At 42.8% G+C, this 20374-nt stretch carries 18 protein-coding genes and 1 rRNA gene; 7 read left to right on the top strand and 12 right to left on the bottom strand.

Translation table 11 applies throughout. The features are described from left to right. Positions 1-92: 92 nt before the first annotated feature. The 3 genes from tmpT (at position 93) to ABFV72_RS12670 (ending at position 3234) form a co-directional block, all read left to right on the top strand. A complete protein-coding gene (gene tmpT / locus ABFV72_RS12680; protein WP_347164028.1) occupies positions 93-785 on the top strand; it encodes a thiopurine S-methyltransferase in 693 nt (230 codons plus the stop codon). Between the two features lie 49 nt (positions 786-834). After that, positions 835-1548, top strand: coding sequence for a DUF1499 domain-containing protein (locus ABFV72_RS12675; RefSeq protein ID WP_347164027.1), 714 nt, complete (start codon positions 835-837; stop codon positions 1546-1548). A gap of 225 nt (positions 1549-1773) precedes the next feature. Next, the gene (locus ABFV72_RS12670) at positions 1774-3234 is read left to right on the top strand and encodes a lytic murein transglycosylase (protein WP_347164025.1); all 1461 of its coding nucleotides are present in this window, start codon (positions 1774-1776) and stop codon (positions 3232-3234) included. 117 nt (positions 3235-3351) lie between these two features. Here the strand turns inward: ABFV72_RS12670 and ABFV72_RS12665 are convergent, their stop codons facing one another. The 4 genes from ABFV72_RS12665 to ABFV72_RS12650 all read right to left on the bottom strand — a co-directional run bounded on the left by ABFV72_RS12665 (position 3352) and on the right by ABFV72_RS12650 (position 6999). Continuing rightward, complete coding sequence (locus tag ABFV72_RS12665) at positions 3352-3651, bottom strand: hypothetical protein (RefSeq protein ID WP_201569597.1); 300 nt, start codon at positions 3649-3651, stop codon at positions 3352-3354. A 204-nt stretch (positions 3652-3855) separates the two neighbouring features. Further along, positions 3856-4863 carry a DUF4062 domain-containing protein gene (locus tag ABFV72_RS12660; RefSeq protein ID WP_347164023.1) on the bottom strand — a complete coding sequence of 336 codons (1008 nt, stop codon included), beginning with the start codon at positions 4861-4863 and terminating at the stop codon, positions 3856-3858. A gap of 171 nt (positions 4864-5034) precedes the next feature. After that, positions 5035-6024, bottom strand: a complete 990-nt coding sequence (murI, locus tag ABFV72_RS12655; protein ID WP_347164022.1) for a glutamate racemase — start codon at positions 6022-6024, stop codon at positions 5035-5037. A gap of 207 nt (positions 6025-6231) precedes the next feature. After that, positions 6232-6999: a DUF1285 domain-containing protein gene (locus tag ABFV72_RS12650; protein WP_347164020.1), complete on the bottom strand. Its 768-nt coding sequence runs from the start codon at positions 6997-6999 to the stop codon at positions 6232-6234. Positions 7000-7550: 551 nt separating this feature from the next. Here ABFV72_RS12650 and ABFV72_RS12645 point away from each other — a divergent pair. Further along, entirely contained in the window at positions 7551-9188 is a 1638-nt protein-coding gene (locus tag ABFV72_RS12645; protein WP_201549271.1) for an electron transfer flavoprotein-ubiquinone oxidoreductase, read from the top strand. Between the two features lie 136 nt (positions 9189-9324). Here ABFV72_RS12645 and ABFV72_RS12640 read toward each other — a convergent pair whose 3' ends face one another. Further along, complete coding sequence (locus tag ABFV72_RS12640; RefSeq protein WP_347164019.1) at positions 9325-10821, bottom strand: alanine/glycine:cation symporter family protein; 1497 nt, start codon at positions 10819-10821, stop codon at positions 9325-9327. A gap of 782 nt (positions 10822-11603) precedes the next feature. On the opposite strand from ABFV72_RS12640, the gene ABFV72_RS12635 reads away from it, so the two are divergent. The 3 genes from ABFV72_RS12635 to ABFV72_RS12625 all read left to right on the top strand — a co-directional run bounded on the left by ABFV72_RS12635 (position 11604) and on the right by ABFV72_RS12625 (position 14454). Then, positions 11604-11864, top strand: a complete 261-nt coding sequence (locus ABFV72_RS12635; RefSeq protein ID WP_057761855.1) for a DUF4212 domain-containing protein — start codon at positions 11604-11606, stop codon at positions 11862-11864. 3 nt (positions 11865-11867) lie between these two features. Continuing rightward, positions 11868-13736, top strand: coding sequence for a sodium:solute symporter family protein (locus ABFV72_RS12630; protein ID WP_057761858.1), 1869 nt, complete (start codon positions 11868-11870; stop codon positions 13734-13736). 169 nt (positions 13737-13905) lie between these two features. Continuing rightward, positions 13906-14454: a hypothetical protein gene (locus ABFV72_RS12625; protein ID WP_347164018.1), complete on the top strand. Its 549-nt coding sequence runs from the start codon at positions 13906-13908 to the stop codon at positions 14452-14454. A 57-nt stretch (positions 14455-14511) separates the two neighbouring features. On the opposite strand, the gene ABFV72_RS12620 is transcribed toward ABFV72_RS12625, so the two are convergent. The 7 genes from ABFV72_RS12620 to rrf form a co-directional block, all read right to left on the bottom strand. Further along, on the bottom strand, positions 14512-15117 hold the full coding sequence (locus ABFV72_RS12620) for a rhomboid family intramembrane serine protease (RefSeq protein WP_114701886.1): 606 nt from the start codon (positions 15115-15117) through the stop codon (positions 14512-14514). A gap of 40 nt (positions 15118-15157) precedes the next feature. Further along, positions 15158-16210 carry a 5'-nucleotidase gene (locus ABFV72_RS12615; RefSeq protein WP_347164016.1) on the bottom strand — a complete coding sequence of 351 codons (1053 nt, stop codon included), beginning with the start codon at positions 16208-16210 and terminating at the stop codon, positions 15158-15160. Positions 16211-16443: 233 nt separating this feature from the next. Then, complete coding sequence (locus ABFV72_RS12610; protein WP_347164014.1) at positions 16444-17733, bottom strand: TRAP transporter large permease; 1290 nt, start codon at positions 17731-17733, stop codon at positions 16444-16446. After that, positions 17730-18257, bottom strand: coding sequence for a TRAP transporter small permease (locus tag ABFV72_RS12605; RefSeq protein ID WP_102093491.1), 528 nt, complete (start codon positions 18255-18257; stop codon positions 17730-17732). Before ABFV72_RS12605 ends, ABFV72_RS12610 begins: the two co-directional genes overlap by 4 nt. 18 nt (positions 18258-18275) lie before the next feature. After that, positions 18276-19334: a TRAP transporter substrate-binding protein gene (locus tag ABFV72_RS12600; protein ID WP_298811632.1), complete on the bottom strand. Its 1059-nt coding sequence runs from the start codon at positions 19332-19334 to the stop codon at positions 18276-18278. A 380-nt stretch (positions 19335-19714) separates the two neighbouring features. Then, on the bottom strand, positions 19715-20062 hold the full coding sequence (locus tag ABFV72_RS12595; RefSeq protein WP_347164012.1) for a hypothetical protein: 348 nt from the start codon (positions 20060-20062) through the stop codon (positions 19715-19717). Positions 20063-20271: 209 nt separating this feature from the next. Beyond that, positions 20272-20374 (bottom strand): 5S ribosomal RNA (rrf, locus tag ABFV72_RS12590); the annotation flags it as partial.

The following is a 20374-nucleotide window of genomic DNA, read 5'->3' as shown; positions in this document are numbered from 1 at the left end:
GTTTGGCTTTTTACTATTTATGCCTTTGACATGACCAATCAATATTACTAACACTAAATCCATATATAAACTTGCAAATAGAGGATCACAGCATGAACCCTGAGTTTTGGCAAAAACGTTGGCAAGAAGGTCGCATTGGATTCAATCAATCTATGGTCAATCCATTGTTGATTAAATATTTCAACCGCCTCAATCTAACTGCGGGTAGCCGCATTTTTGTGCCGCTTTGTGGCAAATCTATCGATATGGTTTGGCTAGCGACGCAAGGCTACGACGTGGTGGGCGTTGAGTTGGTCGAAACAGCCGTACAAGCATTTTTTACTGAGCAAAACATCGAACCTACGGTCCATCAACAGGCAGACAACCCAATGATGAAATACTATCAAGGCCAGTTGTCGGGACAAACCATCACTTTATGGGTCGCTGATATCTTTGCACTGACTTTTGAAGATATTGGTTCTATTGATGCAGTATATGATAAAGCGGCATTAATCGCCCTACCAGACGATATGCGTGTGAGATATAGTGAGCAAGTGCGGAAACTTAGTAGCGATACCAGTAAAGTTAATGGTGCTAACAATGAAATAACACCGCAGCTTTTACTCACGCTAAATTACGATCAGCGTAAAAAGAATGGACCACCCTTCTCTATTAATGGCGAACAATTAGAGCAGTATTATAGCGCTCACTACCAAATCAGTGAGCTAGCAAGCGTGCCTTCTTCTATAGGTTCTGCACCTGATATCACCGTCACAGAACAGGTTTGGCTATTGAGCAATAAATAAAAACTCATATAACCTTTAACAAGCTGCTAAATCGCAACGGAGAAAATGAATGAAAATGATAGTCGGTCTAATGAGTGTAATTGCTATTCTGCTAGTCGCTCTGGCAGGCCCATTGTATAAGTTTGGCGTTGTAGAATTGGGCACTGCGTTTGCAGGGTTTAAATTTGGGTTATTTGCTGGTATCGCAGCATTGGTATTGTTAGCTATTCAGTTATTGTTTAAACGTAATACAGCCAGTATTGGGAGCGCACTAGCCTCAGCCGTACTTGCTGCTACTGCAATCGCTGTCCCGCTCGGCATGATGAATACGGCCAAAAATGTACCGCCTATTCACGATATTTCTACCGATCTGGTGAATCCGCCTGAGTTTGTCGCGATTGCGCCACTACGTGCAGATGCACCGAATCCATTAGCGTATGCAGGTGCAGAAGTAGCTGAACAACAACGTACCGCCTATCCTGATTTGCAGACATTGACCTATGCTCAATCAAAGTCTGAACTGATCAAAGCAGCCCAACAAGCCATGGAAAATTTAGGGTGGGAGCTTGTAAATACTGATGTCGACGAGGGTATCGTTGAAGCAACAGAGACGACTGCTTGGTTTGGCTTTAAAGATGATGTGATCATTCGTGTGACTGACAACGATAGCGAGCGCTTAGTTGATGTTCGTAGTAAGTCACGAATTGGACAGAGTGATTTGGGCAAAAATGCGGCGCGTATTCATACATTGGTTGATGAGTTGGATAACGTATTGAACAAATAGGTAAGTTATCAATTACGGCACAAAATACTTTCTCAAAATGATACTGGCATTTCTGCTTAGTAGACTAATGAAATCCTCTTCTAATCTCACGGCAGCGTCAATTTATCGTAACCATTTATAACCTTGGTACTTCGACAGCTTTTCTTTACTGTTTAGATTGGTTACTCTACGTTAATATCACTTTTTGCCTTTCGATAACTATTTTAACGTTTATAGGATATTTTCATGCGTTTGACTCCTTTTTCTACTTTGTCGCTGCTTAGTGTTGCTGTCGGCATCAGCCTTGCTACCACTGCTCAAGCCGCGCAGCCGCCAGCACCTGATTTATCCAATAGCGAGTTTCAGCAGTGTTTGGACAATCTAAAAAACTCTAGCAAGTTTAGCGGTGTTGATGGTTATACTTTTAATAACTATCGTCCAAGCCAGCCTGATCCTAGTGTCATTCAGTCACTCAACTACCAGCCAGAGTTTCAAAAAGACGTCTGGGACTATTTATCAGCATTGGTAGACAAAGAGCGTGTCGAGGACGGTATCCGAGCTAAACGTCAATGGGGATCGACGCTACGTCAAATCGAATCGCGTTATGGCGTAAAAGCTGAGCACGTGCTCGGTGTCTGGGGCGTAGAATCTAACTTTGGTCAAACGCTAGGTAAAAAACCATTATTTGAGTCTTTAGCGACATTGTCTTGTTTTGATCGTCGTCAAAGCTACTTCCAAGGTGAGTACGCCAATGCGCTAAAAATCGTGCAAAACGGTGACATTGCACCAAACGATATGACAGGCTCATGGGCAGGTGCCTTTGGACAGACGCAGTTTATGCCAAGCACCTTTTTAGAATTGGCAGTAGATTTCGATGGTGACGGTCGCCGTGATTTGGTCAATAGCGTACCTGATGCACTCGCTTCTACGGCAAACTTCTTAGATAATCGCGGCTATCGTACTGGTGAGCCTTGGGGCTATGAAGTCAAACTACCTGATGGATTTTGGGCCGCATCTAATCGTAAAGACAAAAGATCGATAAGCCACTGGCGCGACCAAGGTCTAACGTTGGCTAATGGCAGTCCGCTACCGTATGACTTGAGTAGTGCAGGCTTATTATTACCCGCTGGTATGGAAGGCCCTGCTTTCTTGGTCGGTAAAAACTTCGACACTTTCTACTCTTATAACGCATCAGAAAACTACGCGCTGGCTATCGCACACTTATCAGATCTAATCACTCGCGAAGACAGCAGCAAAACAGACTTTATCACTGCGTGGCCGACAGATGATCCTGGTATCAGCCGCCAGCAGGCTAAAGACATTCAGCAAGCGTTGTTAAACGCAGGTTATGATATCGGCGGTGTAGATGGCATCATCGGAGACAATACTCGTACCGCTATCCAGCAATACCAGACTAGTCGCGGTATTTTCCCAGCTGACGGACGCGCAGGCCAAAAGTTCTATCGCGCCATCGTTGGCAATGCAGCGCCGAGTCAAACTCAATACGGCCAGCCTGCAAACAGTAAACCTCTGAACCCTGCACCTGCCGATCGCATGGGGCAATTGATTCAACAGCAAACGACTGCTCCTAGTAGCTACTCATCTCAACCATCAGTGAGCTCATCAACTTCTGGCAATACACGTTATCGCCGCGTTACTGACGCCGATGGCACCATCAAACTTGTTCGTATAGACCAAGGTTCGTAGTAGCAAGATAAGTGATACTATTTAAATGCATCAAAAAAGCCACGCTAATAGTAGCGTGGCTTTTTTATTTATAGATAGTTATTAGTAGAACTTATCTGATTGACTCAAAATACGTATCTAGACAATAGGTGGTGGCTTAGGCTGACCATTATCACCATTCCAGTTTTCACGAGCTTTGTCGTCTAAATCGGCTGCCGTTTTTGGCTCCCACTTACCATTTTCTTTCCAAGTCGCATCGCCCCAATCTTCATCTTCTGCTTTACTGTCTAAATCTTTGTAGGCCTTGCTAGGATCTATACCGCGACGTTTCATATCTGCTACTTGCTCTTCTAACGTATGAAACTGATCAGCATCATGCATAGACTTTTCTAGACCATCAATCTCTTTTTTTAGTTCGTCATTTTTAGCATTGCTCATCGTACGCTCTCCCTAATTATTAATATTATAGTTGTCATTCTAAAACAGTTAACGTTGTTAATACTGCTAACTAACTGACTTTATTATTACGGGTCTGAGGAAGATTCACAAGCATTGCACGTATGCTTTGTATTACAAAACGTAGTCGTGATACCAGAGTGGACGTTTTAGATGGCTATTATTGAGTACGCTAGCGAATAATTACTAGTCTTGTTTATTCGTATTTGAGGTATGATTTCGCAGTAGGTTTTTTGCGTAGAAGGTAAGTTTCCAAAGCTCTTGTGATACTCGCGTACCATAAGTCATTAGTTGTATCCAATTTGCACTGACTAGCTTACGTTGCAAATTATTGATATCAGCTTGAGAGATTTGGCAGCGTGAGACAGCATGAACGTTTGGCATCTCTTTTTTGATATCTACTTCCGCTTTAGCGGTAATCAAACGATTAATGGCATTTTGCAAGCCATAGCTTGAAAAAGTAGACGGTATTCTCATGAGTGTCATGAGTATCTCGTGCCACGAGAGTGTTAGCGATCTGGTTACGTCCGTTAGATTGCCACCCTCATAAGCTTGGGCACTATATTGAATCTCAAAAAACTCTGTTAACTCAATTGGCTCACTAACCTTATCCGCTATAAAGTCTTCTTCATCAGCACTGTTTTTCTCTACCTCGGTAGTACTAGGTAATATATCGACTGGCTTCTCATAAACGACCTTTTTACTAGTCGTATTCTCTTCGTCATTCGCTCTGACCCAGCCACCTATCATTTTATTATTGGCGACGGCATTATAATGAGCCTGTACTAGCAATGGCTCAATATCTTCTTCCGTATCATAGTAATGTAGTTGATTATCTTGCTTGGTGACTAACTTAATAAACTCTTGAAGTTGTCGGCTGATGACGGCATCTGAAGAGTGGTTTTTAACCAGAACAATTAGCGGCTTAAGCTTCGCTTTGGCATTTAGATAACTCAAATGCATCTGGCTGACACCGTTTTTTTGCACAGTTCCGTAGCTGTCGCCTACGATCATGACTGCGTAATCACAAGAGTCAATACACTGGCGCCCATAAAAAGAGGCTTTAGATAATTTACTAGAAACATCATAGGTCAGAAATGCGCGTGCCTGAAAAAATATCGCTAAGCTGTCTAGAACCAACAACTGGTCGTTGTCAGCGCATATAATATGAATATGATAGCGACGATTCGGCACAATTACCTCTAAGCGTAGGTCGTGACATAAAAAGGATAGGGTGTAAGATACAACACAAAAATCTTGTCTTACTCAGCCTAGCATACTCTTAGCTTGAAAAGATGCACTCAATTTATTTTAACTGAGTCAGCGTTGCATACAGCGTATTGATATCACTAGCTTTGATAATAACTAGTGAGAGTAGTATTGCAATGCCATTTCTGTACCGAGTAAGCGCTCAACTAAAGCGCATAGTCTATCACTATATTTAGTGGCGTGAAAAGTTAATGGCGGTCTAGTAATGGTATTTTTATTACTGGTTTTTTGTGACAGATTTTCTCGTTTTTCGCTCATGGATGATGCAGACAAGTTGTTTGCAATCAATAGCTGTCTAACCCGTTCAGCAATCGCTTGACCAGAATCAATGACTTGTATTGATAGCTGCTGCTGTGCAATCTCATCTAACAAAAATGTCTTAAAAAATGGATAATGTGTACATCCCAACACCAACTGATCGACACCTTCATTAGCAAATATTCGTACCTGTTGAAGTAATCTTTCAGCTATTTCGTCTTGTTCTGACATACCTGCTTCTACCCAAGGTACCAGTTGCGGATCAAAATACTTAGTGACTACTGTGTTATTAGGTTTAGCAAAATTGATAATAACATCGTTTAGCAAAGTGCCATTCAAAGTTGCTTTGGTTGCTAGCACCGCTACATGACCACTCTTACTGGCCAATACCGCAGGCTTTAGTGCAGGGACAAGACCCACAATAGGTATATGTGGATAGCAGCGTCGGGCGGTATCTAGCGCATATGCTGAAGCACTGTTGCAAGCAATAACTATTAGCTTACAGCCTTGCTGATGTAACCACTCTACGGCTTTTAGCGTTAGTGTTTCAATATCTTCGCTGTCACGATTGCCATAAGGCACATTTAGCGTATCGGCGTAATATACGTAACGCTCAGTAGGCAGCTGCTGTGCTAAATGCAAATAAACAGACAAACCGCCAACACCAGAATCAAACACGCCAATGGGCGCGCTACGGTTTTTATCGCTTACAACTGTGTTACCAGCATGTTTATTGACATCTACTAGATCAATATCTTTGAGACTCTGGTCAACAGATATATCGACACACGGTCTGAGTTTTTCGACTGTCTGGTTTTTGATATCCATCTTTATGCTAATGCCATTATCATATTATTCATCAATCTCATTACCCCATTAAATGCGCTATATATGTTGCATGTATGACGTTACTCTACGTCGGATCTCTATCGATTCCCTTTATGCGATAGGAGTTCTTTAAAACAATAGAATCAGGCGCCATTATAAAATTATAGCACTCATCGGCATACAGCAATTAAGAGATAAACATAATACCTAATCAGTAGGCATCGATAATGAATAAGACTTGCCACCACTCTGTAGCTTTAATATCGTCTTGCCATTTTCTTCTGATAACGCTCCAATTTCAGTCAGGTGATAAAAAGTATTGCGGCCGATAAGCGCAGTCAATCCATTTCTAACCATCATGTAAGGGCGTACCTGATCTGTAGACGCTAATTCCTGAGAATCTGTAACATCGTCAGCTGTACTCAATTGATTCATTTGATCGCTTTCACTAAAGTCGCTGTCATTAGAATCGCTCTTATTAGAATTATACGCCTTTAATACAATCGAATGCTCATCGTCTAAGCGAACCACATCTCCTGTCGTCGTTGTAAACTCCAACCAACTCATATCATCCTCATGGACAATACCAATATCATTGATAAGAAGTGGTGCATCTTCAACTTGGATACGGATTTTCTGTACAGGGGTCTTCAGAAAGTACTCAGTAGTGCCATTATTCTCTTCTTTCCATAATATTGTAGCAAACAAGCTGACCAGTGACTCACGGGTCATTTGCCCGCCTTCATGCCACCACTCTCCGTTTGCCTTGATAGTCAAATCCATATCAGCAATATCTTCAGGATGCCATTTTTCAAGCGGTGGTATCGCACGCCCTTCGCGAGTCCCTTTCGTAGACTTAATATACTGGCTTAGTGCATCCAAATTATCTAAGCTACCTAGGCTAGAAGGCTTACTAGTTGCGGCTTGCGCTATTTTCTCATGGCTGTCTTCAGTGCTGTTATTATCGTTATTCATTATTAATCCCTTTATTTAGTATTCAAAGTTTGGCTTATCTATTATTACTATAAATTTTTGTTTCAGGTATGATGAAACTTTATCGTTATAACAACCTCATTTTCTTAACATTACCTTAGCATCGATACTCATAAATGCGTATCGTGTTTGTAGGACTTTTCTTTTATAATGAGTAACGATTTTTTATTGAAATGGTCAAGTGGGTGTTGTATTGATGACACATCTTACGTTCTGCGTTGATATCCTTAGATAAATCGGTATTAACCATGACGGGTCAATTGATGCCGCAAAGACAGTTTTATCGGGCAGCCATATGTCTGAGTGACGTTAGCGCCGCAAGTCTATTATTCAGTTGTTAAGCTAATGATGCCCTGAGATAAGCCACTAAAAGTTTAGGAGTAGGTATGCAAGAGCAAGACAATCAAACGCCAGTTATCGATGGTAATACTGTGAATGCTGACGCACCAGTAGCGACAGAGACCGCAACGCTAGATAAAGCAGAACCAGTCGTAGCGCCAGTTGCCGCGGAACCTGAAGTCGAACGCGAATCAATGGAGTTCGATGTCATCATCGTTGGTGGTGGACCTGCAGGTCTGTCTGCTGCCATACGTTTGCGCCAGCTCGCTATTGAAGCTGGTAATGATGAGTTTATGGTTTGTGTGGTCGAAAAAGGTTCTGAGTTTGGTGCCCATACGTTGTCTGGTGCAGTCATCGAGCCACGCGCTCTAAATGAGCTAATCCCTGACTGGAAAGAAAAAGGCGCACCGCTTAACGTGCCAGCGACAGAAGATCGTTTCTATTATTTAAACTCTGCCACACGCTCAACTAAAGTGCCTGACTCTTTGATTCCAGGTCCGATGCACAACGATGGCAACTATATTGTTTCGCTAGGTAACGTTGTTCGTTGGTTGGCCGTACAGGCAGAAGAGCTTGAAGTTATGATGTTCCCAGGCTTCCCTGCCGATGACATCTTATACAACGACGACGGTTCGGTCAGAGGTGTATTAACTGGTGATATGGGTGTGGCCGCCAATGGTGAAGCCAAGCCAAGTTTTGAGCCTGGTTATGAGCTCCTTGCCAAATACACTATTTTTGCTGAAGGTAGCCGTGGGCATTTAGGCAAACGCTTAATCAGCCGTTTTGATCTAGATAAAGATTCTGATCCTCAGCATTATGGTATCGGTCTAAAAGAGCTATGGGAAGTTGAGCCTGAAAAGCATGAGCAAGGCGTTGTCATGCATGGTCTTGGCTGGCCATTGACTGAAACTGGCTCTACTGGCGGCTGGTGGTTGTACTTTGATGAAAACAACCAAGTAAGCTTTGGTCTTGTGGCAGATTTGTCTTACCACAACCCTTACGTGTCTCCATTTGATGAAATGCAGCGCTTAAAAACGCACCCTGTTATCAAAAACGTTTTAGAAGGCGGTAAGCGCATCTCTTACGGCGCACGTGCGTTGACCAAAGGTGGTCTAAACTCACTACCGAAGTTCACCTTCCCAGGTGGCGTTTTGGTAGGTGATGATGCTGGTTTCTTAAACCCAGCAAAAATCAAAGGCACACATACCTCGATGAAGTCAGGCATGCTCGCAGCCGAAGCTATTTTTGAGGCGTTGCAAGCTGACCGTCAGCATGATGAAGTGGTTGCTTATAGCACAATGTATAAAGAGTCATGGTTGTATCAAGATAACTATGAGTCGCGCAACTTTTCACCTGCTATTCACCGTATGGGTCTATTCATGGGCGGCGCTTTCACCTTTATCGAGCACAACTTGCTAAAAGGTAAAATGCCATTTACTTTGCATGACAATATTCCAGATTACGATCAGTTGGAGCGTGCTAATCATGCTTATCAACCAACCTATCTTAAGCCTGATGGTAAGCTAGTATTTGATAAATTGTCGTCAGTATTTATCTCTAATACTAACCATGCAGAAGATCAGCCAACGCATCTAAAACTTACTGATCCAACGGTACCTATTTCAATCAACTTACCGTTGTATGCTGAGCCTGCACGTTTATACTGCCCAGCGGGTGTGTATGAAGTGGTCAAAGACGCTGAAGGCGCTAAGTTTGTCATCAATGCGCAGAACTGTGTGCATTGTAAGACCTGTGATATCAAAGACCCTTCACAGAACATCACCTGGGTAACGCCAGAAGGTGGCGGTGGTCCTAACTATCCAAACATGTAAATCAGGATAATTTTGATTTGAGCTGCTACAGTTAATATCATTAAAACTGCGCTCCAATAAAAACCGCCCTTCTCTTCATAAGAGTCGGGCGGTTTTTTAATGCTTAGAACAAGCTATTTTTACCAATCCATGCTGCTTAGTCCGTCCAAGCATCACGATTGGCTTCATCTCTGAGTTTCACAAAGTTATCAGGATCAAATTTAATCTGATCGCCTGTTTTACCCTCTTTTACCTGACGCTCATAGTCACGTAGTATTCTTAGCGCTACAGGAGACAAGAGCAAGATTGCCACTAAGTTGACCAAGGCCATCAGACCCATAGATAAATCAGCGAAGTTCCATATGGCAGGTAGGCTAGCAACCGAGCCGATAAATACCATACCTAATACCAGAAAGCGGAAAACCATGATCATCATTTTGGCATTTTTGGCACCAGAGATAAACTCAAGATTTGACTCACCGTAGCTGTAGTTGGCGATGATAGACGTAAATGAGAAGAAGAAAATCGCAATCGCCACAAACACAACACCTAGGTCACCAACATACTGTGATAAGGCTAGCTGAGTTAACTGAATACCTTCTTGCTCGACATTAGGATCAACCACGCCAGACAAGATGATAATCGACGCCGTCGCGGTACAAATGATAAGGGTATCCATAAATACACCTAGCATCTGCATGAAACCTTGCACTGCTGGATGATCAGGATGACTCTTTGCCGTTGCTGCAGCATTCGGCGCTGAACCCATACCTGCTTCGTTAGAGAACAAACCACGTTTGATACCATTAATCATCGCCTGCGCAATACCATAACCGATGACACCGCCTGCCGCCTGCTCAAAACCAAATGCTGATTTTACAATCAATGCGATCGCCGCTGGGAACTGGCTAAAATTAGTCACGATAATGAATAGCGCTAGCAAGATGTACAAGATGGCCATCACTGGTACGATTTTACCCGCGATACGAGCTACTGAGCGCAAACCACCGAATACCACTGGCGCTACCAGTACTACCAGTACCAAACCTGTCATCCACGTTGGCACACCAAAGGCTTCATTTGTTGCTTGAGCGATGGTGTTGGATTGTACGCCATTGAATGCCAAACCAAAGGCCACTAACAAACATAATGAGAAAAACACGGCAAGCCAGCGTTTGCCTAGGCCTTTTTCAATATAATAAGCAGGGCCACCGCGGTACACATTATCGTTGTGCGGTACTTTGTAGGCCTGTGCTAAGGTTGACTCGATAAAGCTGGTCGACATACCGACCAGTGCCGTCATCCACATCCAGAATACAGCACCTGGGCCACCCAAATAGATCGCGATTGCCACACCTGCCAAGTTACCAGTACCAACACGGGCTGCCAGTGATGTCATCAATGCTTCAAATGAGCTGATACCACCATCTTTGCGTCCTTGGTTGGACACGCGTAGCAACTTCCACATATGACCAAAATGACGAAACTGAATAAAACGTGTCACGACGGTGAAGTAAAGACCCGCACCAATTAGTAAGAACATCAGTAATCCATACCAAGGGTTACTAGCAATCAGCCAATCATTGTTACCCCAGATAATACCGACACCATAATTTACGATGTTATTAAACCAACTTACTATCCCTTCGTTCATATGGGCTCCTTATTCATTCTTTATACGCGTTACTTAAATTTCATATCGATATCATATTTTGATTGCCATGGACTATAAAAGCCTCTGCACAAAATACCTGATACCAAAAAGACCCGTGCATGATATAGATATTGAGCGACATATGACCATCACGTTTGCTTATCGAATTCATATAACTATTTTCAAAATAAATAATGCTTATGTTTCATCTTATATAGAATAGATTAAGTGATAATTTAATCGCACAAACTACACGGTTGCCGTACCATTTCCGTAACGTCGGGTTTTTCAATGAAGGCTAAGCAAACTAATTTTTAGTAATTTACTTATTATTTATGCGCAGTAGTTTGCAATTATCTTTATTAAACCGTGCTAATATGAATTCTATATCCGTTTAGACTGTTTTATAGTTATCGAAGCTATCAAGCAGTACGAGAAGCTACTAAGCAGCACAATAGGTTAGCGTGTTAAAAAAATTAAAACTCTTGTCAGGAAGACGAGATTGTTAAAAAGACACTGGATAGTCCACCCTTCTGTCTTCCTCAAGAAACGTTATTTTGCCATTCGATGGTTTAGGTCAATGCGATGCTTAAATAGTTAACTACTTTTATTTGAACTAGAGAACTACCGAGCATTAAACGTACTATCACTACTATCACGCATCATCGTTTTCACTATATAAAGCAGTACCTGACTATTTTTTATCCTTTTTATGGTAAGAAACAATCGCAGTTCTTTTTATATTGTTGGTATTTTTTAGGGAAGACAAAAGGAGTTGTCCTATGAAAGATCATAACGATCCATCCGGTTATTGGCGTGCCAATGTCCGTCTCATCTTAGGTAGCCTAGTAGTTTGGGCACTATGTTCTTATGGTTTTGCTATTTTATTGCGTCCTCTTTTAGCCGGCATCAAAGTCGGCGGCACTGACTTGGGCTTTTGGTTCGCTCAGCAAGGCTCCATCGGGGTGTTTATCATTTTAATTTTCTTCTACGCATGGCGTATGAATAAGTTAGATAAACAATATGGCGTAGATGAGGAATAGACCATGAGTCAGTATTTAGTTAATATTATTTTCGTAGGGCTATCTTTCGCTCTGTATTTTGGTATTGCGATTTGGGCTCGGGCTGGGACAACCAGTGAATTCTATGTGGCGGGCGGCGGTGTACATCCAGTAGTTAACGGTATGGCGACAGCTGCTGACTGGATGAGTGCGGCATCTTTTATTTCTATGGCAGGTTTGCTTGCTGCTGGCGGTTATGGCGCATCAACCTATTTGATGGGCTGGACAGGCGGTTATGTACTACTAGCCATGCTACTGGCGCCTTACTTACGTAAATTTGGCAAGTTCACGGTTCCTGATTTTATTGGAGATCGCTTTTACTCAAAAACAGCTGCAATGATTGCCGTGGTTTGTTTGATTATTGCTTCTACCACATACGTTATCGGTCAGATGACAGGTGCTGGTGTCGCATTTTCACGCTTCTTAGAGGTTGATAACAACACAGGTCTTATTATTGCTGCAGTTGTTGTATTCTTTTACGCAGTTCTTGGCGGTATGAAAGGGATTACCTATACGCAGGTTGCGCAGTATGTGGTTCTGATGATTGCTTATACCATTCCTGCTGTCTTTATCTCACTTGAATTAACCGGCAATCCAATTCCAGGTTTGGGCTTATTTTCAAACCATATCGAATCTGGTGTGCCTATCCTAACCAAGCTTGATCAAGTCGTGACCGATTTGGGATTCACAGCATATACAGCTGACGTACCTAACAAGCTAAATATGGTGCTGTTCACCTTATCACTAATGATTGGTACCGCTGGTCTACCTCACGTTATTATTCGCTTTTTCACGGTTCCTAAGGTTGCCGATGCACGTTGGACCGCTGGTTGGACATTAGTATTTATCTCGTTATTGTACTTCACAGCGCCTGCTGTTGGCGCAATGGCACGTTTAAACCTTATCGACACTATCTATCCACAAGGTGTTGCAGAGCCTGCTATCGACTATGATCAACGTCCAGACTGGATGAGAACTTGGGAAGATACTGGCCTGATTAAATATACTGACCTTAACAATGATGGTCGTATTCAGATGTATAACGATAGTGGACTGGGCGCTGCAGAAGTTGCACTGACCAACGCACAGACTGAAGGTGGTGACGTAGGCGCTGCGACGACTGCGGTTGAAACAGCACGTGCTGCACATGACCTAGAACTTGATGGCCGCTTTGCAGATGCAGGTTGGGCTGGTAACGAGCTCGACGTCAATGCTGATATCTTGGTATTGGCTAACCCAGAGATTGCACAACTGCCATCTTGGGTAATTGGTTTGATCGCCGCAGGTGGTCTCGCTGCTGCACTATCAACTGCTGCTGGCCTATTGCTTGCTATCTCGTCAGCGATTAGTCATGATTTAATCAAACGAAACCTCAATCCAAACATCACTGACAAAGGAGAGCTCAAGGTCGCACGTATCACGATGGGTATTGCGATTGTGGTTGCTACTTATTTAGGTATGAATCCACCAGGGTTTGCGGCACAGGTAGTTGCATTGGCATTTGGTATCGCTGGTGCGTCCCTCTTCCCTGCACTAATGATGGGGATCTTCTCAAAACGTATCAACAACCTTGGCGCTATCGCCGGTATGTTGACAGGTTTGATCAGTATCTTGGTTTACATCTTCGTCTTCAAAGGTTGGTTCTTCATCAGCGGTACTGCCAACTTCCCTGATACAGCGGAGTACTGGCTATTTGGTATCTCACCACTATCATTCGGTGTGATTGGTGCCCTGCTTAACTTTATCGTTGCATTCATTGTTTCTTATGCAACCAAAGCGCCACCGCTACACATTCAAGAGTTGGTTGAAAGCGTTCGCTCACCACGCGGTGCAGGCGGTGCGGTCGACCATTAATCTGACGAATGATGATATGTCTTCTGTTACTATACATCACTCACTGGCAGCCACTGCTGGTGAGTGATTTTTTATCTAATACTTATTAAAATAATAGTTAGATGATGGTTTTGCTTTGTCCAATTGAACATACCTGACTAAAAGTGCCTAGCGCATTAAGGAATATTTTATGCTTTTTGAGTTTATCGCTACCATAGCTGCCGCGTTTGGCATGGCTGGATTGGCACTGATCATAACTCACCTTTGTAAACTGTCAGGTAAACGCGCGCCAAAGTGGCTGATTCCCTTATTTGCTGCGATTGGTATTTTTGGGTTTCAGGTACATCAAGAATATAACTGGTACGGTCAGCAAGTCCGTCAGCTGCCGGATGGTGTCGAGGTCGTAAAAACTGCCGAAAGTACAGAATGGTTTCGCCCGTGGTCTTATGTTAAACCGCAAGTCTTGCGCTTTATTGCGGCAGATACAGGCAATGCTAGCATGCATGCTGATGATCCAGACATGCACTTGGTTAATTTGTATTTGTTTGAAAGACGCAGAAGCGTGCAGAAGATTTTACAGGTAATAGACTGTACTACACCTGCACGAGCGGACTATGTGATGCCAGAAAAAGGTAGCACGCTCACGGTGGATGAACATGTTAAACAGACTACTGCATGGCGAGAGCTGACTACAGATGATCCTTTATTTATCAAAATCTGTACTGATACAAGCGTCTAATACAGTAACACTTGGTATGATAATGTTGGTTGATTAAATACTGATATCCAGTTGCGTTTAATAGCGTTGAGAAGCTGCTGAATAAGTATGCTTTGAATTGGCTCCCAGCAATAGCCCCGCACACAAGCCACCAAAATGTGCCGCAAACGAGATACCTTGTTGCGGCATCAATCCTTGCTTAATGGTCAGCCAATAACCAGTTCCCATGACGATACAAGCAATCAGATAACCCCAGCGTCGCGCAAATATAGCCCCGCCTATCATATAACCTAACATTGCAAAGCAAAGCCCTGATGCGCCAATATGGATAGAAGACGGCGACCCGATAACCCAAGTGACCAGTCCTGAGGCAACCACCAGTTTAATCACTGTGCGATAAGCATTTTTCTCAAACAGTCCAAATAAAAAAAGAATTTGTAATAGCGTCACCGTATTGCCAGTCAAATGTGACAAATTGCCATGCATGGTCCATGAAGCAAATACCCCTATCATACTACCTACATCTAAAGCACGCGGCACGATACCAAAGATGTTCCACATACCAAATAAGGCCACTTCATTTAGAAAAAACATACCCCACATCGGTATAAGCACAAAAGCATACAGTCCAATGACCTGCTTTATTCGTACGACAATCAAGTTGAGCAACTGCTGCCAATTCATATACCATCCTATTCTTATTACCTAGATTTTTTATACCTACTTAATGGTTTACAGCAAATAGTGGGTGCACAGCAGGTTTGAATGATAACAAAGATGCATCTTCATCAGCCGTGAGATAGTTGTCACCATGCAATAATGACGTCGAATGATACGGAACCAAGGCCGTAGGAATAAAGCGACGTGCTGCATCAATGTGCTTGATTGAATCATCAAAGAAGATATGCGGCGCAAATGTTCTGAGTACTGCTGTTTTCTCTAGTCCTCCCAAAAAAAACGCCATATCAACATTCACGCCCCACTCTCGTAGTGTCTTGATAGCACGCAAGTCAGCTGGTGCATTACGCGCGGTCACCAGCGCAATTTTTACTGGTGAGTATTTAAGACCAGCAGGGAGGCGCTCTTGCAGGTTTGATAATTTAATCAACAATTCAGCATAAGGGCCTTTTTCAATCGGCAAATCACGCATTTGTACTTCACGATCATGAAAGGCTCGTAGCCCTTTTTGTTTGTATAGCAGTTCACCTGAATCATCAAAAAGCACTGCGTCCCCGTCAAAGGCAATGCGCAGCTGCTCAGTATCCAGCTCATAAGTATTCACAGGTGTGGCGTCTAGTATGGCACAGGCACAGATATTGGCATCCGCAACTTGTTGAGCATCGTCGCGATTGGTGGTCAAGAATAGGTCAACGTTAAAGTCTTTGATATAAGGCGCTACTGGGCTACCTGAAACAAAAGCAGAACGGGAGATATTGATACCATGTTCTAGAATTGCATTAAGCACCTGAATACCAGTGTCTGGACTACTTTTTGACACGATAACGACTTCGACCAATGGTGTTTCAATATCTGAATCTTGTCCGTCACTATTATCAGAATACTTATTTAGGTTTAGTAATGCTTTAATCAGTGGATAACCTGCTCCAATATTCAAAGGATCATTTTCACGCTCGGTCATGTACTCCCTAAATTCTTTTATAGCACTTGCAGGTCGTTGCTCTAGCAACTCTAGCAAATAGTTTTCTGACTCCGTCAAATCAAAAAGTGCCGTCGCAGAAATTGCGACGATGAGCGTATTACTAAAATCGACAGCCATGACTATCTCTACTTATAAAGTTATATAGGAAAATGAATAAAAACCAGTTTACTACATTCACAAGCCTTTATAGCACTAAGAAAAGTTATCATCATGCAGCGTCATAGATTGTAAGTTTCTAAAATATCCTTCTCTTAATTCTTAGTCAAAATATCAGACACTAAAAAAGCCACACTGCTTTATTAGCAATATGGCTTCATACAATAACTTATAAGCTATGGTTTAGATTTAATCTACCCCAGCAGCACAAGCGAGATGGCAGGGAACATCACCAAGATAACCAAACGAATCACATCAGAGACAATGAATGGTGCCACCCCACGGAACATATCACTCAGCTTAATGTGCGGTGCCATCGCCTTAATCACGAAGATATTCATCCCCATTGGCGGCGTAATCAACCCAAGCTCCACCGTCAATACCGCAATGATGCCAAACCAGACTGGATCAAACCCTAACGCTAGAATGATGGGATATACCACAGGTATTGTGATTACCAGCATTGCTAAGGCATCCATGAACAGTCCTAATAGGAAGTACATGATCAAAATACAGATTAGAACAATCATTGGACTGACCGCTAGCCCACCGATCCAAGATGCCAAGGTATAAGACAGGCGTGAGACTGAGATAAAATATCCCAATGCCTCTGCACCCAGTAGCATAAAGAACACCACTGCAGAGAGTGCTAGCGTCTCGATCAGTGACTGCTTGAGTCCATCTAGACGCATGCCTTTAGCAAAGGCATAAGCCCAAGAGACAAATGCTCCTACTGCGGCGCCTTCTGTTGGGGTAAATAACCCAAAGAAGATACCGGCAATAATCACGATAAAGATAAAGCTAAATGGTATCAGACCAGTCAGCGACAGTAGCTTGGCTTTCCACGTGGTTTTCTCACCACGTTTTGCTAAGTGTGGTTTCCAGCGTACCATTACCATAACGGTAAGTGAGTACATCACCATACCGAGCATACCGGGTAAGAAACCAGCGATGAACATGTCACCTACTGACTGCTGGGTTAAGATGGCATAGACCAGTAAGGCAATACTGGGCGGAATCATAATACCAAGTGTACCACCAGCGGCTAAGATACCGCAGGCAAAGCCTGGCTGATAACCGTACTTCTCCATTTGCGGTAACGCCACTTTGGTCATGGTAGAAGCAGTAGCAAGCGATGAGCCTGAGATAGAGGCAAAGATACCGGATGAACCAATACCAGCAATACCAAGACTTCCCCTTACCCCACCAAATATGGTTCGGGTGGCTTCAAAGAGTTTACCTGCCATGCCGGAGTGAGTGGCAAACACGCCCATTAGGATAAATAAGGGAATGGCACTAAAGTCATACTTTGCTAAGACATCGACTGGGATGTCTTTTAGCATTTGCAGAGCACCACTGGGGGCTGTGACCGCACCAAAACCGACTAAGCCTACCCCTAACATGGCAAGGGCGACGGGTACTCGTAAGACGACAAGCAGGATCATGACGACTAGGCCAATTGCACCGATAATTTCTGGACTCATGCGCCTGTCTCCTCGGCGTCAAAGAATTCGCCTGTCTTAAAGATGTTGATGGATTCGATCAATGAGCGAATGGCCAGTAGGATGCTTAAGAATGCACTAACCATATAGATAGGCATCATAGATATTCGAAGATCTTGGGTGACTTTGCCATACTCTAAGGCGTCAATGGCGCTCTCGTAGAGTCCCCATGAGAAGACGATGCCGATGATAAAGAAGCCCATCATAAAGATACCCATAAGGTAGCCTTTGATAGACTGTGGCATTTTCTGGGTGAAGACGTCGACGATGATTTGTGAGCGTTCGACAAACGCGGCAAAGGCAGCTAGTAATGCAAATAGCATAAAGTAGGAGACGATCTCTACACTGCCTTTGACGGTAAAGCCAAACTCACCGCCAGTGAGTTTGAATATGTAGCGTGCAACGACGTCGAGCATGGTGGTTAGGACGATGATGATGAGACTGACCCCACCGATAAACTGGCATAATCTAGAGATTAAGACGCTGAGCTTGACTAAAAATGCCATGTGACACCTCCAATTAGGTTAGACCTTACAGGCAGCACTGGCAGCTTTTGCTTTTTCATAGACGCCATCAGCATCTAAACCCAAAGCATTAACATCACTTAGATATTTTTGGGTTCCTCTTTCAAGTGGCCCTTTCCAATCTGGATCATTTAATGGATCAGGAATTTCGACAATTTCATCACCCTTATCTTTAGCAGCTTGGATTGCCATCTGGTCATGCTTATCAAATACTTCACCAACTTTACTGGCCAACGCCATTCCTGAGTTTTTATCCAAAACTTGTTTTAGATCATCAGGTAAATTGTCGTATTTGTCCTTGTTCATCGTGACCATAAGCGCTGAACTATAGAAAGGAATATTGGTATGATATTTGGTAATCTCATCAATTTTAAATGCTGTTACCGCCTCCCAAGGGAAACTCAAACCGTCAACGACACCGCGTTGTAAAGAGGTATACATATCGTTTGCAGGTAGACCTACTGGTGAAGCGCCCGCACTTTCGATGATATCACCTGCCACAGCTGAAGGACGGCGAATACGCATACCTTTCATATCTGCAGGCGTACGAATTAACTTATCCGTTGTATGAAGTGCACCAGGACCCCCACCATACATAAATAGTAAATGAGTATCTTCATACTCACTCGCCAAAGTACCGTCATCATATAAGGTCTGTAGCATACAGCCCATTTGAGTTGCTGAATTTGATAAACCTGGAAGCTCAGTAATCTGAGTCAAAGGAAAGCGACCGTTGGTATAACCATGCGCTTGTGAACCGATATCGATCGTACCTTTGGCAGCAGATTCGTAAGTAACGTCTGCTTTGGCAAGGCCTGCTGATGGATAAAGCTCAACTTTTAGACGGCCGTCAGAATCTGTTTCTATCTGTTTTGCCCAAGGCTCAAAGACTTCTTTACTGATAGATGAGGTTGCTGGCCAAAAATGCGAAAACCGTAGCACGGTAGTTTCTTGAGAAGTGGCTGATGAGCCATCAGTCGTATCAGCAGATTGGTTAGAACAGCCAAGAAGACTAATAGCGGCTAAAGCACCAATTGAAAAAAGAGGAGCTAACTTCATTATCAATTCCTTTTGATAATTATGAGAATAGGAGTAAGGTATTACGAGCAGACAATCCGATTCATCCTAGATTAAATTGGCTACAAGGTTTAGAGATATTTTTTACATACCTGTAATAAAAGTACTGTTTAAAATTAGCAGCTATAATGATAGAAGTCAAATCATTTTGAGCAGATTATGAAGGATATATTCATATTATAGATATATTTCTGATACTTGAATTGTCTATATAGATAGTAGTAAAAGTAAGTAGACTAAAATAATTTCTCATAAAAAAGCTCTCAGCCTGTTATCCAGTTGAGAGCTTTTTTGTGTAAATAACATATGAACATATAGAAACTGATACAGGCATTTATATAAATCATAATAGTGATAAAGCACTACTTTTCCATCTGCCATTTATCATCTATCCATACAACGTCGTTATCATCTAGATGTACATGCCATTCTGCATCAGTTACCGCAAGGCGAATCTGGGTCAAACACAGTAGCCAATGCTCTAGGGTATACATAAGATCTTCTACATCCATACTAGCAGGTAACTTTGTAGCTCCTGCTAATATGACCTCTGACTCACTATCATTATATGCATAAAGGTCAAAAGTCTCCGCATCATCTGCATGCTCGAAATTTTCATTATATTCATCGACTATTGATGCAACCTTTTCTTGCTCCTGCTGAGTTAAGAAAGTAGAACGTTCAGCAGTATAGTAGAGTGAAACGCCCATAATGTGCTCCAAAATAAATGAAAAATAAATGAAAAATAGTAGATTCTAGAAGTGAATAAATAGTATCACATCAAACTAGTTTGTAGGAAAGTTTGAATTCTTGACCAAAGTATCTAGCGCTAAACTTTCTATTACCTAGCACTGTCACTAAACCGCACGCAAAGAAAAACCCCCGACAAGCTAATGTCGGGGGATATTTCAGAATAGAGAGCTGACGATGACCTACTCTCACATGGGCGAACCACACTACCATTGGCGCTACGATGTTTCACTTCTGAGTTCGGGAAGGGATCAGGTGGGGCCATCGCGCTA

The sequence above is a fragment of the Psychrobacter proteolyticus genome, assembly GCF_039762275.1.
In the GTDB taxonomy this organism is placed as follows: domain Bacteria; phylum Pseudomonadota; class Gammaproteobacteria; order Pseudomonadales; family Moraxellaceae; genus Psychrobacter; species Psychrobacter proteolyticus_C.
This window is presented reverse-complemented; position numbering and strand designations above follow the sequence as displayed.

Bases quoted from the DNA above. Each gene is read 5' to 3' on its own strand.
- tmpT (WP_347164028.1), top strand. From the start codon at position 93: ATGAACCCTGAGTTTTGGCAAAAACGTTGGCAAGAAGGTCGCATTGGA.
- ABFV72_RS12675 (WP_347164027.1), top strand. From the start codon at position 835: ATGAAAATGATAGTCGGTCTAATGAGTGTAATTGCTATTCTGCTAGTC.
- ABFV72_RS12670 (WP_347164025.1), top strand. From the start codon at position 1,774: ATGCGTTTGACTCCTTTTTCTACTTTGTCGCTGCTTAGTGTTGCTGTC.
- ABFV72_RS12665 (WP_201569597.1), bottom strand. From the start codon at position 3,651: ATGAGCAATGCTAAAAATGACGAACTAAAAAAAGAGATTGATGGTCTA.
- murI (WP_347164022.1), bottom strand. From the start codon at position 6,024: ATGGATATCAAAAACCAGACAGTCGAAAAACTCAGACCGTGTGTCGAT.
- ABFV72_RS12650 (WP_347164020.1), bottom strand. From the start codon at position 6,999: ATGAATAACGATAATAACAGCACTGAAGACAGCCATGAGAAAATAGCG.
- ABFV72_RS12645 (WP_201549271.1), top strand. From the start codon at position 7,551: ATGGAGTTCGATGTCATCATCGTTGGTGGTGGACCTGCAGGTCTGTCT.
- ABFV72_RS12640 (WP_347164019.1), bottom strand. From the start codon at position 10,821: ATGAACGAAGGGATAGTAAGTTGGTTTAATAACATCGTAAATTATGGT.
- ABFV72_RS12635 (WP_057761855.1), top strand. From the start codon at position 11,604: ATGAAAGATCATAACGATCCATCCGGTTATTGGCGTGCCAATGTCCGT.
- ABFV72_RS12630 (WP_057761858.1), top strand. From the start codon at position 11,868: ATGAGTCAGTATTTAGTTAATATTATTTTCGTAGGGCTATCTTTCGCT.
- ABFV72_RS12625 (WP_347164018.1), top strand. From the start codon at position 13,906: ATGCTTTTTGAGTTTATCGCTACCATAGCTGCCGCGTTTGGCATGGCT.
- ABFV72_RS12620 (WP_114701886.1), bottom strand. From the start codon at position 15,117: ATGAATTGGCAGCAGTTGCTCAACTTGATTGTCGTACGAATAAAGCAG.
- ABFV72_RS12615 (WP_347164016.1), bottom strand. From the start codon at position 16,210: ATGGCTGTCGATTTTAGTAATACGCTCATCGTCGCAATTTCTGCGACG.
- ABFV72_RS12610 (WP_347164014.1), bottom strand. From the start codon at position 17,733: ATGAGTCCAGAAATTATCGGTGCAATTGGCCTAGTCGTCATGATCCTG.
- ABFV72_RS12605 (WP_102093491.1), bottom strand. From the start codon at position 18,257: ATGGCATTTTTAGTCAAGCTCAGCGTCTTAATCTCTAGATTATGCCAG.
- ABFV72_RS12600 (WP_298811632.1), bottom strand. From the start codon at position 19,334: ATGAAGTTAGCTCCTCTTTTTTCAATTGGTGCTTTAGCCGCTATTAGT.
- ABFV72_RS12595 (WP_347164012.1), bottom strand. From the start codon at position 20,062: ATGGGCGTTTCACTCTACTATACTGCTGAACGTTCTACTTTCTTAACT.